This is a genomic window from Microcoleus sp. CAWBG640, from assembly GCF_020883015.1.
GTDB lineage: Bacteria > Cyanobacteriota > Cyanobacteriia > Cyanobacteriales > Microcoleaceae > Microcoleus > Microcoleus anatoxicus.
In genome coordinates, this window is record NZ_JAHRFC010000024.1 from 64,932 (window position 1) to 81,087 (window position 16,156).

14 protein-coding genes are annotated in these 16,156 nt (G+C 45.0%); 8 read left to right on the forward strand and 6 right to left on the reverse strand.

The genetic code is table 11. The features are described from left to right. The first annotated feature begins 27 nt into the window (after window positions 1–27). From pstB to AAFP11_RS14535, 3 genes are all read left to right on the forward strand, one after another. A complete protein-coding gene (pstB, locus tag AAFP11_RS14525; protein ID WP_340523119.1) occupies window positions 28–795 on the forward strand; it encodes a phosphate ABC transporter ATP-binding protein PstB in 768 nt (255 codons plus the stop codon). Window positions 796–954: 159 nt separating this feature from the next. Next, window positions 955–2,226, forward strand: coding sequence for an APC family permease (locus AAFP11_RS14530; protein WP_341737704.1), 1,272 nt, complete (start codon window positions 955–957; stop codon window positions 2,224–2,226). A gap of 184 nt (window positions 2,227–2,410) precedes the next feature. Then, on the forward strand, window positions 2,411–3,802 hold the full coding sequence (locus AAFP11_RS14535) for an NYN domain-containing protein (RefSeq protein WP_341737705.1): 1,392 nt from the start codon (window positions 2,411–2,413) through the stop codon (window positions 3,800–3,802). A 28-nt stretch (window positions 3,803–3,830) separates the two neighbouring features. On the opposite strand, the gene AAFP11_RS14540 is transcribed toward AAFP11_RS14535, so the two are convergent. After that, on the reverse strand, window positions 3,831–3,983 hold the full coding sequence (locus AAFP11_RS14540) for a hypothetical protein (RefSeq protein WP_341737706.1): 153 nt from the start codon (window positions 3,981–3,983) through the stop codon (window positions 3,831–3,833). A gap of 31 nt (window positions 3,984–4,014) precedes the next feature. Here AAFP11_RS14540 and AAFP11_RS14545 point away from each other — a divergent pair, with 31 nt between their 5' ends. Together AAFP11_RS14545 and hppD are read left to right on the forward strand one after the other, a co-directional pair. Continuing rightward, a complete protein-coding gene (locus tag AAFP11_RS14545; RefSeq protein ID WP_341737707.1) occupies window positions 4,015–4,722 on the forward strand; it encodes an SDR family oxidoreductase in 708 nt (235 codons plus the stop codon). 290 nt (window positions 4,723–5,012) lie between these two features. Beyond that, window positions 5,013–6,074: a 4-hydroxyphenylpyruvate dioxygenase gene (gene hppD / locus AAFP11_RS14550; protein WP_341737708.1), complete on the forward strand. Its 1,062-nt coding sequence runs from the start codon at window positions 5,013–5,015 to the stop codon at window positions 6,072–6,074. A gap of 159 nt (window positions 6,075–6,233) precedes the next feature. Here the strand turns inward: hppD and AAFP11_RS14555 are convergent, their stop codons facing one another. Continuing rightward, on the reverse strand, window positions 6,234–6,764 hold the full coding sequence (locus AAFP11_RS14555) for a GNAT family N-acetyltransferase (protein ID WP_341737709.1): 531 nt from the start codon (window positions 6,762–6,764) through the stop codon (window positions 6,234–6,236). A gap of 55 nt (window positions 6,765–6,819) precedes the next feature. After that, window positions 6,820–8,907, reverse strand: a complete 2,088-nt coding sequence (locus tag AAFP11_RS14560; RefSeq protein WP_341737710.1) for a diguanylate cyclase — start codon at window positions 8,905–8,907, stop codon at window positions 6,820–6,822. Window positions 8,908–9,505: 598 nt separating this feature from the next. Here AAFP11_RS14560 and AAFP11_RS14565 point away from each other — a divergent pair. Next, window positions 9,506–10,195 (forward strand): HAD family hydrolase, encoded by a 690-nt coding sequence (locus AAFP11_RS14565; RefSeq protein WP_341737711.1) that lies wholly within the window; start codon window positions 9,506–9,508, stop codon window positions 10,193–10,195. A 117-nt stretch (window positions 10,196–10,312) separates the two neighbouring features. On the opposite strand, the gene AAFP11_RS14570 is transcribed toward AAFP11_RS14565, so the two are convergent. Continuing rightward, window positions 10,313–10,924, reverse strand: a complete 612-nt coding sequence (locus AAFP11_RS14570; protein WP_341737712.1) for a CPP1-like family protein — start codon at window positions 10,922–10,924, stop codon at window positions 10,313–10,315. Between the two features lie 277 nt (window positions 10,925–11,201). After that, window positions 11,202–12,086 carry a peptidoglycan editing factor PgeF gene (pgeF, locus tag AAFP11_RS14575; RefSeq protein WP_341737719.1) on the reverse strand — a complete coding sequence of 295 codons (885 nt, stop codon included), beginning with the start codon at window positions 12,084–12,086 and terminating at the stop codon, window positions 11,202–11,204. A gap of 213 nt (window positions 12,087–12,299) precedes the next feature. Between pgeF and AAFP11_RS14580 the strand changes: the two genes are divergently transcribed. Beyond that, window positions 12,300–14,108: a peptidoglycan DD-metalloendopeptidase family protein gene (locus AAFP11_RS14580; RefSeq protein ID WP_341737713.1), complete on the forward strand. Its 1,809-nt coding sequence runs from the start codon at window positions 12,300–12,302 to the stop codon at window positions 14,106–14,108. A gap of 32 nt (window positions 14,109–14,140) precedes the next feature. After that, window positions 14,141–14,965, forward strand: a complete 825-nt coding sequence (locus AAFP11_RS14585; RefSeq protein WP_341737714.1) for an alpha/beta hydrolase — start codon at window positions 14,141–14,143, stop codon at window positions 14,963–14,965. A gap of 333 nt (window positions 14,966–15,298) precedes the next feature. Here the strand turns inward: AAFP11_RS14585 and AAFP11_RS14590 are convergent, their stop codons facing one another. Further along, entirely contained in the window at window positions 15,299–15,577 is a 279-nt protein-coding gene (locus AAFP11_RS14590; protein WP_341737715.1) for a DUF1816 domain-containing protein, read from the reverse strand. Window positions 15,578–16,156 lie beyond the last annotated feature (579 nt).

Below are 16,156 nucleotides of genomic sequence, written 5' to 3' on the forward strand. Positions count from 1 at the left end.
ACCGCCCAGGAAATTGACCCCAATGCAATGCCAGCCTTACGGGTTCAGGACTTGAGTTTTTACTACGGAACTCACAAAGTTCTGGAAAATTTGTCGATGAATATTCCTCACCCACAAGTCACGGCTATTATTGGACCTTCTGGTTGTGGTAAATCTACTTTTCTCAAGGCTCTTAACCGGATTGGGGAATTGGAAGGAAAAGTAATCATCAAAGGAAGGGTTGAGTTTTTTGGACAGGATATTTACAGTCCCAAAGTGAATATTAATAGTCTGCGTCGCCAAATTGGCATGGTGTTTCAAAGACCAAATCCTTTTCCGCTCAGCATCTATGATAATATTGCTTATGGAGTGAGAATATTTGGTAAAAAAAGCAAAGCAGAATTAGATGAAATTGTAGAATCTGCACTGAAAAGCGCGGCGCTTTGGGATGAGGTCAAAGATAATTTGAAGAAATCGGCCCAGGGGATTTCTGGTGGACAACAGCAGCGACTTTGCATTGCTCGTGCTCTAGCTGTGAAACCAAAAATTTTGCTGATGGATGAACCTTGTTCGGCTCTAGACCCGATTTCTACGATGAAGATTGAGGAGCTATTTCAGACTCTGCGGCAACAGTTAACTGTGGTGATTGTGACTCACAATATGCAGCAGGCTGCTCGTGTTTCTGATTACACTGCATTTTTTAATACTGATGAAAGTCGCATCGGCCGCATGGTTGAATTTGGGCCGACAAGTCGGATCTTTACTTCTGCAAGCAATCCCAGTACCAGGGATTATATTCAAGGCCGTTTCGGTTAATATTGTTCGTAGTAGTTGGGCGGGGGCGGGTTTATGAGATTGTTGGTTTTAGGCAATTATTGTTGGTGAACCCGCCCCTACAGGAATCATGTCAACCGACCGGACATGATATTACTACAAACTATAAGGACTAAAGTCCTTACTACGAAAAATTTTTATATGTCCTCACCACTTCTGAAGCGAGAATTAGGTGTTTTTGGCGCTACTCTGATGGGCCTCGGCTCAATCGTCGGTACCGGAGTATTTGTGAGTATCGGGATTGCGGCGGAAATTGCTGGGCCGGGAGTGATTTTTGCTGTGATTATTGCTGGTTTAGTGGCTGTTTGCAATGGCCTCAATAGTGCTCAATTAGCGGCAAATCATCCTGTTAGTGGTGGTACTTACGAATATGGTTACAAATATCTGAATCCTTGGCTGGGTTTTACGGCTGGTTGGATGTTTCTGTTAGCGAAAACGGCTTCGGCGGCTACTGCTGCTTTGGGTTTTGCAGGGTATTTTTTGAATGCAGTTGGTGTAGCCGATCGCACTTATCTCATCCTAACAGCCTTAGTGGCCCTCGCCACCCTCACTCTGGTTGTATTAACTGGTATAAGGCGATCGAATATCGCCAATACTGCCATAGTCTCAGTTACACTCTTATCTCTGGCTGTGTTTATTGTTGCTGGTTTACCAGAGGTAAGCTGGGAAATGGCCACTGTACAGAATGATAGTTCGATCGCATCCATCCTCCACGCCACCGCCCTGATGTTTGTTGCCTATAGCGGTTACGCCCGCATCACCACCATGAGTGAGGAAGTGCGGGAACCGAAGCAAACCATTCCCAAAGCCATAATTTTCACTTTGGTGCTGACAATGCTCCTTTACATGGCGGTAGCAATAGTATTTGTTGGCGCGGGGGGTGTTGATAAATTCTCCCTGCAAATGGCGGGTAACTCTGCACCTTTGGAAGTCATCGCCCGCAGTTTCCGCATTCCGGGAGTTTCTCAACTGCTAGCTGTCGGGGCTATTACCGCCATGCTGGGAGTGCTGCTGAACTTAATTTTAGGGCTGTCGCGGGTGTTGCTGGCGATGGGGCGACGTCGGGATATGCCGAGAGTCTTGGCGCGGCTGAATCCTTCGCAGACAACTCCCTATGTGGCTGTGGTGGTCGTGGAAGTGGCGATCGCACTTTTAATCCTCATCGGCGATGTCCAAACCACTTGGTCATTTAGCGCTTTTAGCATTTTGATCTACTACGCTATCACCAACCTCGCCGCCCTGCAACTTTCCCCCACCCACAGACTTTACCCCCAATGGCTCCCTATAGTAGGTTTAGCTTCCTGTCTATTTCTGGCTTTCTGGGTCCAGAGACAAATTTGGCTGATTGGGTTAGCGTTAATTATAGCTGGTTTGATCTGGCGCGCGATCGTCCGACTACTGGCAAAAAACTAGAATTATAGGGCATACTAGAACCTTTGGACGTTTATCCAAGCAACACAGGCGTGAGAATACACCTCTAGTCTGAACCTTGCAATCCTCTCTGAGCAAGCCTGCTCCTGGAGTCACCAATCGAGCGTGTCTTTAGACCTGAGAGTGTCAAGATAGATTTAGAAACCATCCTGCATTGTGGAGAGCTATGCCCGCTCATAACCCCTTGCTGGCGACTCAAGAATCTGCCGCATTCAGCGCCATCAGTCGCTATCTCGCTCAAACTCTAGTTTCCATTCAATCCAAGCACCCTGAATGGATAGCTGAAAAATACAGGAAAACCCAGTGGGCCAAACCTGATTTTCAGTCAATTTTGATTTTCAAATTTACCAAAAGTTTCAGATTAGCAAAAGATGTAGATTCCATTCTGCTAACTGCAAAAAAATACCTCCAAATCCTCTTGATTCCCGAATTCATTAATTCGGCTCAATTCACCAAATTAATAGCCAAAATTCAGCAACTTGCCGAAGCCCCCATAGCACCAGCTAAATCCAATAAATCAGCCTCATCTAAACCTCCAACTCCCTCATTGGGCGTGGGAATAGCCATCCTGCTGCTAGATGTCGAAAACTTGCAACTCAATCTCGAAACCGAAAAATTCCTAGAGGGAATTTGCCAGTATCCCATCCAAATTAAAGTTGCCTTTGCCAATTGGCGCAGCATGGGCAAAAAAGATGCTGAATTTCACCAACGCGGCTATCAATTGATTCATGTCCCCCCCGGCAAAGACAGTGCCGATTTAAAAATGGCTACCGTTGGAGCATCTATTTTCGTCCATTATCCCACAGCCAAGGAGATTTTTGTCTGTTCGTCCGATCGGGCATTGACCCACCTCAGCAATACCCTCCAAGCTCACGGATTAACAGTTTTTCAAGTCCGCAAACAAGTAGATAAAATCATAGTTTTAAATAGCAAAACAGGACAAACAGAAACCTACTCCCTTGTATCTGTAACCGAACCTGACCCCATCGAAAAATTAATTCTCAATCTAAAAACAATAATCAAAATAGAACAAGAACGCACATCAGCTCAGTGGGTAAAACTTTCCAGAATTTCAGTCTTATTTAAAGAAAATTACGGTTCACCCCTCAATCAAGTCGTGGCAACTCATCTGCTAGGCACTAAAACCAGGGATATATTTATTAAATATCCCACGGAATTTGTGGTTCACCAACCCTCAGAAAATTCTCAAGCATACGTAACTCTTTTTGATGTAAAACAGTCACCAAAACCACCAATAATTAACAAAGATAGTTCACCTAACAGCATGGCAGTATCGGCTAGTTTGGAAAGTATTAATTCTCTCGAAGACTTGGAAACAGCCATTGTCCAAATCGTGAAAGAACTCACCAAAAACTCTCCAGCTAATTCTGTATTTCTCTCAAATGTAGGTAGCGAATTCCACCGACAATACGGCAAACAAATTACCCAAATAATTAAGGAATTCAATCTCAGTAGAAAATTCCCTAAATTTTTGCAATCTTGCACTTCTCTCCAGATTCAAAAAGTAGATAAAGGCTGGCAAGTTTCTCTGAAATAGTTATTGGTTATTGGTTATTGGTTATTGGTTATTCCCAATTCCCCATTCCCAATTCCCCATTCCCAATTCCCCATTCCCAATTCCCCATTCCCCATTCCCCATTCCCAATTACCAATTCCCTATGCCCCATGCCCCATCCCTGAGCTTCGCTTCGCCCAATTTTCATAACTTGAGTTATCATACAAACACGATGTAAAGAAATGTAAAGGGATATGCAGAATAAAGTTGTGGTTGTTGTGGGTGCGACTGGTGGGATTGGTTCAGCGGTAGCCCACAAACTGGCAGATGCGGGTGCAATTCTCGTGCTTGCAGCCAGAGACAGCAGTCGTTTAGACCCCCTAGCCGCCCAATTCCCCACCACAAAGGTACTAACAGTACCTACAGATATTACTCAGTTGTCACAAGTCGAAACTCTAATGCAGAAAACTGTGGAGCATTTCGGACAAATTGATGTATTGATAAATGCGGCCGGTGCGGGTATTCTCAAGCAGTGGAACAAATTAGAACCCGCTGATTTAGATGCGATGCTTGATTTGAATTTGAAAGGCAGTTTTTACACATCTCAAGCAGCAGCTAATGTGATGAAAGACCGCAAATCCGGTCACATTTGTAATGTCATCGGCATTTTGGGCAAGCATTCGATGGCGATGGGAACAGCTTATTGTGCTTCCAAGTTTGGGGTAGTTGGTTTCAGTAAGTGCATGGCCGATGAATTGCGGCGCTATGGTATCAAGTTTACGCTATTCTATTTTGGTGGGGTGGATTCTCCCTTTTGGGATAGTGTGAGTTTGAAGGTAGATAGGTCAAAAATGTTGACTACAGAAACTGCTGCCAATGCCATTATGTTTGCTCTTTCTGCTGACCCACAAGCAGTCCCAATGGAAATTAACATTCAGCCTGAAAGTCATTTGTTTTTCTAGAATTTAAGCAGCATACCCATGGTAGATTTGAGATTGTAGATTTGAGATTGTTACGACAGATGAACCTGGGGTGATAAGTTGTAAATTTATCATATAATTGAAGGTAATATTTTGATTTACCCTTTTGACCCATAATCCCCTATCCCAAATCTACAATCTTCATGATTCAGTCTTCAGGCAGACACCAGCTCTCCTGTTTATAGGCTATTGTTAAGTCAATTAACCTTATTAAACATAAAAATGACTAAACAGCTTGTTAATTTCCCCATCGCCATTTTCAATTATTGATTATGGAGTTCGATCGCATTCAATTCTATACTGAAGATGCAGCAACATCGCGGGACTGGTTTGTCAGCAAATTAGGCTTTCAAACCACAGCAAATTATGCCAATAGCCACACTCATAGTGAAGTGCTCGCAAGTGGCAATATCTGTTTTGTTTTATCTTCCCCCTTGACATCCTCTAGTCCTGTCGCTAGTTGGTTGAAATTACATCCTCCTGGTATTGCCGATGTGGGCTTCCGGGTCAAAAATATTGAGTTTGCAATAGCTAGAGCGATCGCTGAAGGCGCTAAACTACTGGAACCGATTCAAAAAGGTATAAATGCAGGAGGCAGTTTTAAGCGGGCAAAGATTGCGGGTTGGGGAGACTTAAGCCACACCTTGATTGAGGGAAGTGGTGATAATTCACTGTCACCGAATTCTGCGGAAATCCCACTGTTTACTAATATTGACCACGTAGTATTAAATGTGGCAACCGGGGATTTGTCTACTGCTGTTAATTGGTATCAAAGAGTTTTAGGTTTTCAGACTCAGCAAAATTTTGATATTCAGACTGACAAATCGGCTTTACGCAGCCGAGTTATGGTTCATGCTGAAGGTGGAGTGCAATTGCCTATTAATGAATCGGCATCACCTAATTCTCAAATTCAAGAGTTTTTGGATGCAAATCAGGGGCCGGGCATTCAACATATGGCTTTGCAAACCGATCGCATTGTGGACATTGTGGCTGATTTGCGATCGCGCGGTTTGCCTTTTCTGCCGGTTCCCTGGACTTATTATAAAGAATTACAACAACAGCAAAACTATGTACCGAAAGATTGGCAAGAAATTATAGGTGCTCAAGTTTTGGTAGATTGGCCGGAAGAGACGCCCGCAGCGATGCTGCTGCAAATTTTTACGCAGCCAATTTTTGCTGAACCTACATTCTTTTTTGAGATAATCGAACGTCGAGTTGCCTTAGTTAACGATGTCAAAGTGCAAGCGGGAGGTTTTGGGGCTGGAAATTTTCGGGCTTTGTTTGAGGCCATAGAACGGGAACAAATGAAGCGGGGAAGTTTGAGTTTTGATTGATGAAGGTAGTCCTGGACGCAACAATGCTATGGATAGGAGCAACCAGGAGGAAACTCCTCACCCCCCCAAGGTTTGTTTCATTTTTGGTAGGGGCCGTGCCCCAGGGTAGTTTCATTCTTGGTAGGGGCCGTGCCCCCGTGCCGGCCCTCCTAGGGCTTATCAATTTTCCAGCAGCATAGTTATGTCGGTCCAGCCGTAGGCAATTTCCTTAAGTAAAACTCCGGCTCTATTTGTTTGTTGTTCCTCAATTTTTTTGCCTCCCAAAACTTGATAAAACCTACAGGCTGAATTATCTCCTAACACCCAAACCAGCATCGAATTTAAGTTTAAATTAGATAGTTGGGAGGCAATTGTTCCTACGAGTTTCCTTCCGATTCCTTGATGCTGATATTCCTGCAAAATATAGATAGCAAATAATTCTCCTTGATAAACATATTTGTGAGTTCGTTCGTAGCCACCAGCAGCAAAACCCACGATTTGTCCTAATTCATTCTCCGCCACGTACACAAAATATTCATTTTTTTCGGCGTTTACAAGGATGTCTCGCCAATTACTTTCTCGATTTTCATAGGATAACTGCGCTAGATAGTCGGCTGGTAAAATTTTTTGATAAGCAGTCCGCCAAGTATCGACATTAACTCGTGCAATTGCAGGTGCATCAGCAATTTTAGCTTGTCTCACAATCATCATCAACAAATACTCCTTTCCCAGGTAGAAGCGCTTTTTTACTACCTCCGCAACCTGACTAATTATCCAAAATTGCAGGATTTAGATAAATTACCCGATCGCGTCCTTCTAGTTTAGCTTGGTAGAGCGATCGATCTGCTTCCCCAATTAGCCACTCCACAGATAGTTCCGCACTAGGAACTACACTAGCTATCCCCATACTGGCAGTTACAAACTGACTTACCTTTGACAGTTGGTGAGGAATTGCCTCAATTTTCAAATCGTTGCGAATTGATTCGGCTACCCGCATTGCTCCTTTAGCATCAGTCTGGGACAAAATTACTGCAAATTCTTCGCCCCCGTACCTAGCAGATAAATCGCCTCCCCGATGAGCATTGCCCTCTAAAATTTCCGCCACTTTTTTTAAACATTCATCTCCGCCTTGATGGCCGTAATGGTCGTTATAAAGTTTAAAAAAATCGATATCCAACAAAATCAAAGCTAGGGGCTCTTGATTTCTCGCCATCCGCAACCATTCCGACTGCAAGGTTTTGTCAAAACAGCGACGATTAGCAATCTGAGTCAAACCATCTACAGAGGCGAGTCGCTGTAGGGCACGGTTAGCAGATTCTAACTCTAATTTAGTCTTTTCTAGGGCTAAATTTTGCTGAACCAATTTTTTACTTTGGCGTTTTTCCTGTTCGTATAAAAGTCTGATGGAAGCTTCGGCTTCTTGCAGTTCTTTTTCGGCATACTTGCGCTTGACAAACTGTCCCAATTGCGAACCAACGGCGGCCATCATCTGAAGTAAGTCTTCATCGGATGGCTGTTTTTTTTGACAGAAAAAAGTCATGACTCCTACAATTTGACCACTAGCACGAATTGGGAAACCAAAAGCCGAAGTCAGTTTGGCTTTTGATGCTAAGTTCGATCTTATAAAATTGCCATCTTTGAGAATATCAGTAATCCACTGCGGATAACCAGTGTTCCAAACCACTCCGGGTAAGCCCACACCAGGAGGGAGAGTTATCTGCTGACAATTTTCCACAAACTCGCCGACATCTCTACCCCGCCACCATACTCCAACTCGCAGTAGAAACGGCACTTTTTCCACAGGAGTGTCTGGTGTTGCAAACAAAAATCTGACTTTTTGCTGTTGATTTTCCCCATCTAATTTAGTTTCTTTTTCATCCGCAGGTGTCCACAATTCACCGAGATCCCATCCTAAACTTTCACAAATAGCTTGCAAAATTTTCGGAGTTGCGCTCTCTAAAGAACCCGATTCTGACATGATTCTAGCTACTGCATAATGTGCTGATTGACGCTTTTTTGTTCGTTGTTGTTCGGTGATATCTCTGCCAATATAGACAAAATCTTGTATGGTTTCACTTGCTGAATGTTTGCTTTCTACCGTGGTCTTGATGGTAGAGCAGGAAAAAGCCACTGTCAAGCTTAAAGCTGCTTTAGTGTGGCATATTACTTTCACCTGATGCCATGATTCGTTTTTAAGTTCCGCAGGTAACTGACTGACTTGACGCAATAATTCCTCATTGGCCGTAATCATTGAAATTGGTTTACCAATTAATTCTGCTTCGGTGTATCCAAATAATAATTCTGTGGATTTATTGATTTTTTTGATTTTTCCCGATGCCGTCGTCACTAACAAAATATCATTGATTGAATTCAGGATCTGCTCAATATAATCGCGGGAGGTAGCTAAATTAGTGACTTTGATACTGCTTTCATTTACTGATTGCACCATGGTTTGCTGCATACTGGTACTATCTGTTACGTCTTCACAGAAAATAATGAGTCTCTCAGGTTTTAACTGTTCTTTATAACCAAAAACATATAAATCTAGATACAAACAAGAGCCATCATTTAAAATTCGGGTTACTGATTTTAGTTGAAAATTGGGCTGTTTTTCTTCGAGAATATCATCGAGGATTTCTTCGATGCCGATTAGTTCGGGAAAACTATCACGCACATCTTTTCCTTTTTCGATCCCATCGGGAATGTCAGCAAATTCTTGGACGTTCAAAGATGCTTCTTGAATTTTCAGTTCTCGATCGACTGCGAGGTATTCAATTCGACGCAAGGACAACAACTTGTTAAGCAGATTGTTAACACTTTTGGGGGGGATTTGTACGCTTAATTTGGGTAGCATTTCGTTATGTTTGAGTATCTATTTCTAATGTGGGTAGTAGAATTCGTCTCTGGTCAATCGGCTATTTTATTTATGCCATTTTTAGGATAAATCAATGTTTGTAAAAGCTCTCCTTTGCTTCGCAATGGCATAAATACGCTCTCGATGCGTAAGTTGTAAGCTATTGATATGGGTGTGGAAACTCTTTGGAGGTATGGCACTATTTTACGGCTGGTAAATTTAACCAAACACTAAATTTGATTCCTCTGAGCAGTTTTTCCCTGTGGCAAAGCTAGCCGAATATGAGTTCCATGGAATGTTTTTAACAATCCTGTGAACTCCACCTCAACTCACCCTAGGTTAAGGGGTAGATTTATGTATAAAATATAGCGGTTTACTTTATTTGTGCAACACATCTTAATTGTAGATTTCCTGATATTGATTGCAACCGCTACAGTTGAGTGTCACTAGAGTTTGAGCGTAATGTTTTATGCAATTGACATTACTTAATAAACAGTAACTCCCTAGGGTATTTCTGTCAAGTTTTGTGGAGGAGCTGACATCTCTTAATGATACAATATTAAATAATTTGTATCAAATCTTAAATATATTCTGCTAAATGCTGAGACTGATTACAGACTTTGATGGGCCAATAATGGATGTCTCCGATCGCTATTATCGAGTTTATCAGCAATGTCTTGCGGAGACTCAAGCTTCCGACCAACAGGTGCGCGAACTCTCCCAAGCAGAGTTTTGGGAAATGAAGCGGGCGCGGATTCCTGAAACCGAAATCGGCATTCTCTCAGGATTGGATGCTATCCAAGCCACTGAATTTGCCCAAAAACGTCGTCACACTGTTCATACTTTCCCCTACTTGATGTACGATCGCCCATCCCCAGGAGCGGTGGAAACCTTAGAAAAGCTACAAGGGGCAGGAGTTGATTTAGTAGTGATGACTATGCGTCGCGTCAGGGAACTTGACGAAGCTTTCAACCGCTGCAATTTAGGCCACTTTTTCCCAGAAGACCGCCGTTATTGTCTCCCCAATGATTATGTTAAAACTGGTGATGTTAAAGATAAGCCCTTGCTGATGGCAAAAGCTCTCGCCGAATTGCCGCCAGCTTCTGATACTTGGATGGTTGGGGATACAGAGGCAGATATTGTAGCAGCTAAAACCCACGGTGTCAAGGTAATTGGTGTTTTGTGCGGGATTCGCGATCGCTCGCAACTAGAAAGTCAGCAACCAGACTTAATTGCTAACAATTTGGGCGAAGCCGTTGAGATCATTTTCGCTCGATCAGCCCGATAAATCAGTCAACAGTCAACACTCAACTGTTGACTGTATTAGACATCTCCCATAATTATTGTAGAACAGGCTTTCTGACCTATTTTTTACAGGCTTTTTGGGAGAAGTCTAGAGACTAAACTATCGTAAAAAACTGCTGACCAGCCACAGAGTTAAAAACGTAAACAAAGCAATAAATTTCTCTGTTGCGATGAATGCTGGACTCACCAGAGAGCTTAAAATACCTCCCAGCAACAAGCCTAAAACCAAGCCCATAACTGTTAGCAGTACAGCCCGACCAAATTTTTGTTCCTTGCGATTGAGAAAATAGAGACAAGAGCCGACTCCCAGAGCTAGAGTCAACTGTAGTAAAGAATTATTAGCAGCCGGATAGATACTGAGCCCGCTCAATCCGACATAGATTCCCGCAGGCCACAAAATGTCCGATCGACTAGGAGTATCGATTAGCCGTTGCAGCCAAGCAGGACTACCAGACGGAGGAGAGGGAGTAAAGCTGGCGGGTGGAGGAGTCAACCGTTCAGGAAAACGGATGCGTTCGGGGACTTTAATTTTACCCTCCTGTCGTTGTCGCAAACGATCCATCAGGATCGCGTCGTAAGCAGCTTCGATCGATTCCAAACGTTTCAAATCGCCACTGTAATGTTCAGCCAGACGAGTGCGGGCTTCTTGGACTTCATCAAAAGAAGCATCTTCATCGACCTCAAGCAGTTGATAGGGAGTTGGATCGCTCATTTTAATAACCCGCTGGAGACTCTCGTTATAGCGCAATCTTAACAAGAGAGGAAAGCGGGGCGGGGGCGAGGACCGCTTTCCCAAAAAGTTTAGTTGCTAGTTTTTATTGATTTTAGGGAATCACCCACTAAGTAGGTAGGTTAACCCCTGAAAATCCTGTTTTGAAAGTAGAAGGAAAGTCTGTAAATTTTAAGTTTTGAGTTTTAAGTTAAAGAGTTAAAATTCAAAATTTAAAATTCAAAATTTAAAACTTAAAACTACATTCTACCTTCTACCTTCAACAGGTAGTTGTCGCGCCGCCACTGACAATTCCCGACCACTGGACTTTTTTAAGTGGCTCCCGGCGGTAGGAAAAAAAGCGATCGGAGTCAGAATAAGTACAGTGAGGAGCGATCGCCACTTGAGAAGGATGAATTCCCAACTGTTGCAATTGCAAAGCATTGCAGCGGCGAACATCCAAACGTACTTTTCCCGGTTCAGGATCGGCTAACACAGGAGTTTGAGGCAGTTGGTGCAAAAACTCTAGAATGCGGTCGGCTGTCACACTAACTGCACCCTTGGGAGTAATGGTAGCTCCCAGTTCCGCTGCCACTTCCACAGATACCTGGTAAACCTGTCCAGCGATCGCCGGCCCCATAGCAATCCTCAGATTTTCCAGTTGACTGCCAACGGCCACAAGTTGAGCGATCGCCTCTGGTAATATCTTAGCAGCAGTCCCGCGCCAACCTGCGTGAACTGCGGCAGTCAGTCCGGTGCGATCGTCAGCAATCAACACAGGGACACAATCTGCCGTACAAACCCAAATCGCCTCAAACTCTCGCTCGGCAACCAAGCCATCAGCCTCAGCATAAATTTGGTTCCCAGTTTCCGCCCCAAGACCACTAGCAGAAACCGGAGCCACCTGACCAGTCTGGAGTACGCTATTGCCATGTACCTGCTTGACCCGGTAAACAGGAGCTCCGGGCGACAGAACTTCCACCAAGTCGATCGGGGTGCGGGGCGAAAACGGAGCCGTAAAAAAGCCGTGTTGCCAGCTTTCGAGCAAGCTACAAGTCAGATAGGGCAATCCCTCCCAACTTTGCCACTGCCAAGTAACACCCTCTGGTTCCCCAAGGCATTCATAGTCGCGAAAATTTGTCAAGCGATCGTCAGGTAAACTCATTAATGCCATGCTGCCCCAAGGGAGTCAATAATACTAAATAATTAACAATTTTGCCAAGTGAACGGACAAACTGGAATCAACTAGCTAGGTTGAACGGAATAATCGCGTTAACCAGGTACAATAGTTTAGGCTCCACTCCAGACAAGGATTAGCATAAATTCGAGCCTGACTTCGATCTCCACCAAGGCCCTAGTTGAGTTGGGAAAAAAAATCGTGAAACCAGTTTCAGACAAGCATTGGACAGCCACTGTGAACACCAAAGAGCCAAATAAAAAACCTACAGGCGCACGGAATCTTCAGCGTCTTTTGTCCGATCGCTCCCTGCTGGTGGGACTAGGTTGCCTTGCCAGTCTGGGACTACTCAGCAAAGGCATAGTGTGGGCACAAACGGAAACTCCAACAATAGAACAGACAGCCCCAGGTGCCGCAGACCTGCAACCATTATTTGAAGCTCCTGTCCCGGTACAACCGGCTCCCATGGCAGAAAGCGCTCCAACCCCAGAAGTGGCGCGGGAGCCTCGCTACCAGGAACCAGATCCCCAACCGGAATACGCGACGGAACCGCCAGCAGTGGCGGCACCTGGGACCTCAGAATATTATCTGCCCGAACCCGCACTGATACCCCTGCCGGAACCAACAGCCCAGTCGCCGGAACCTCCTTTTGAAGCGCCCGTGAACCCGGCCAACGCTTACAACGACCAGACAGACTACAGCGCTGGGGCGACCAACAGCTACGAAGCGCCGACAAACATAGAATTTTCAGATCGATCGACCGAATGTCCCGGTGGTGGGAGTGCGTGCGCCCCTGCTGCGATTTCCGAGCCAGTCACGGCCGATGCTGGGGGAGGCAACTACAACCCTCAAACTCCGATCGCTCCTGACTCCTATATTGCTACTCCTCCCTCTGGGAATGTTCCCAGAAATGTTCCAGGGCATGTTCCAGAAAGTGTTCCAGGGAATGTTTCAGGGAATGTTGCCGGCAATGGTGGTGGCAATGTTAGCGACACCCTCGGTCAAGCCGTCGAAAAAATCGGCAGTCAGTTGTGGGGCGCGGGAACCAGACAGCCAAAATCAGTGAACGGAGATGCCGCTTACTCGCCTAATCAAGGTTACTCGCCCGATTCAGGTTACTCGCCTCATCCTGGGTACTCAGCGGAGGCTGGATATTATGCTAACGCTGCATATTCGGGAAATAGCGGCGGAGGCACTTCAGATCCAGGAGCGAGTATGGGACTAGGCCCCATTGAAGTCGGCCCGATTAGTGTCAGCAGCGGTAGCAATACAGGCTTTGCTTATTACAATCTCACGCCACGTCCCGCTGGTAAGGCAGGAAATGGCAACACCAGTCTGCTGTTTCCACTATCTATTGCTGCGGCAATTACTTCGCCATTTGGGTGGCGGACTCATCCAGTTATGGGCTATGGCCGCTTTCACACCGGGACTGACTTGGGAGCGGAGTTGGGAACGCCCGTCCTGGCTGCTTATGCGGGTCAAGTGGCGATCGCCGATTGGCTAGGCGGTTATGGTTTGACGGTGGTGCTCAATCACAGTAAACAGTCTCAGGAAACTCTCTACGGACACCTTTCTGAACTGTTTGTGAAGCCCGGAGAGTGGGTGAAACAGGGAGAAACCATCGGCCGCGTTGGTAGTACAGGAATGTCCACGGGCCCTCACCTCCACTTCGAGATCCGGCAAATGACGGATCGGGGTTGGGTGGCGATCGACCCTGGTTCTCAACTAGAATTCGCCCTAGCTAAAATGATCGGCACTTTGGAAACAGCAAAATTACCACCACAAATGCCGGAAATTTTGCCAGCAAAAAACCTCAAAGGGTTCAAAGATTTGGAAAACGATCTGCCCCAACTGCCACCTCTGCCAGTGGGAATGGACATCGAAGTTCACAATCTCCAGCCACCATTTCCTGAATTAGTAAAAGCTGAGGTTTCTCAACCGAAAGAGCAGCAAGTTTCGCAACCAAAAACTCAGAAAACTCAGAAAACTCAGCAGCAAGCTAGCAGGTAAAAATTCGGATGGGCTTCTCAGAGACATATAGAATGACACCTCAAAAACTTAGTGTTTCTGTCAAAGGAACAGGATTTCCGATCCTATGTTTGCACGGTCATCCTGGCTCAGGCTCTTGTATGTCAGTGTTTACCGAACACTTATCTGAGCGATTCCAAACCATCGCCCCAGACTTGCGGGGATACGGCAACAGTCGCACTTTTACTCCCTTTGACATGACGGATCATCTCCTCGATTTAGAAGCGCTTTTAGACCGATTTGGGATCGATCGCTGTTTGGTACTGGGATGGTCTTTAGGGGGAATTTTAGCCCTGGAATTAGCGATGAAATATCCGCAGCGAGTCACGGGTTTGATTATACTTGCATCCGCCGCCAAACCCAGAGGCAGTCACCCTCGGGTATCTTGGCAAGATAACTTTTATACGGGTTTAGCCGGAATCATCAATTGGGTGATACCGGGCTGGCAATGGAATATTGATACTTTTGGTAGGCGATCGCTCTTTCGCTACTTAATACAACAGCATACAAGCACTCCCTATCGCTATTTAGCCCGATCTGGTACTCCCGCCTATCTCCAGACTTCCCCCACGGCTACCAAAGCCTTAAATACCGCTCTGAGGGCTGGATATAACCGACTACTCAACCTCGGCGATATTCAATGCCCTTCCTTAGTCATGGCTGGAGAGGCCGATCGGCACATCACCTCCGCATCCAGTTTAGAAACAGCCCAACACCTCCAGGAATGTCAGTGGGAGTGCTATCCAAATACAGCCCACTTATTCCCCTGGGAAATTCCCGATCGGGTACTTGCAGATATCGATCGCTGGATAAAAAACTTCCCCCAGACAGTTAAGTAGAAGGAAGAAGGAAGAAGGAAGAAGGAAGAAGGAAGAAGGAAGAAATAAGAAGGAAGAAGGAAGAAGGAAGAAGTAATATAGCAATCCTAAATCATTTGTGAATTTCTTACTCCCTCCCCTTAATAAGGGGAGGGTTGGGGTGGGGTAAAAAACTTTACGACTCCTGCAAGGACTGCTATATCAAATTCATTGACATCGGAATTATTATTTCTCTCTTCTCTTTCTCTGGGTCCTCATTCCCCGTTACCCATTACCTATTACCTATTAGCCACCAGCAATTTGAGGTCAAAAAGTCAATAGTTTTGAAGACAAAACTATTGACTCCCCTTGCTGCTACTGACCGCTAAAAACCGGGAACATCCCTGGCTCACCAAGCTTTCCCAAGTCATCTGCTACCGTCAAATTCACAGGCTTGCAACGTTGAATCGAAACACTAATACCTTGAGCATCTTCATTTTCTATGTCTTCTACATATCCTGTTTGTGCAGCTTGGGCCTCTTTAGCGGTCATAAACGGACCAAAATAATAAATGCACCGTGGCGATGCAGTTTTAACTTCCACCCACCAAGCTAAACCGAAAAAGTTGAGCAAGCTAATCAAGAGTTCTTTCATGGGGATTTGTAATGTATTTTACTTTTTTTTTCCAGAGTGCTGCCTGCAAGGCTGATGCCTTAGTTATTTACACTTTGTTATAATAGTTATAAGCTTTATAGACAAATATATACACCTGTCTAGCAAGCTCCTTTGTAAGGATTAATCCTTACGGGAGGTACTACTACCCCCTTCTCTCCCCTCTACAGCCGGCTAAGGCTATATAGTTTGGGGTTCCCTGACATGGTTTTTGGATGGAATTGTAGTTGAGATATCCTCTCCTGTCAATTTTTTTTTACGGATGATATAATTGGCGTAGTTGAAAAAAAATTATATAGCCTCTCTCAGTTAGGTTAGGTACACATGGTAATGAGTGATGCCTATTCTAATATGAAGGAAATTTTCTAATCAGGTGTGGCATTTTTTTAATTACCTAAAATGGGAAACTTGGGGGTCGATCGCCCCCGGCTTTAGGGGGCGATCGGACTAATTACTTTGACGAGCTGTGTACATGAAACTTCTTGGGTCCGCGCTGGCGGTAAATTTCATATAAAGCCATGCCCGTTGCTACGGAGACATTCAGGCTTGGTGTATTGCCCC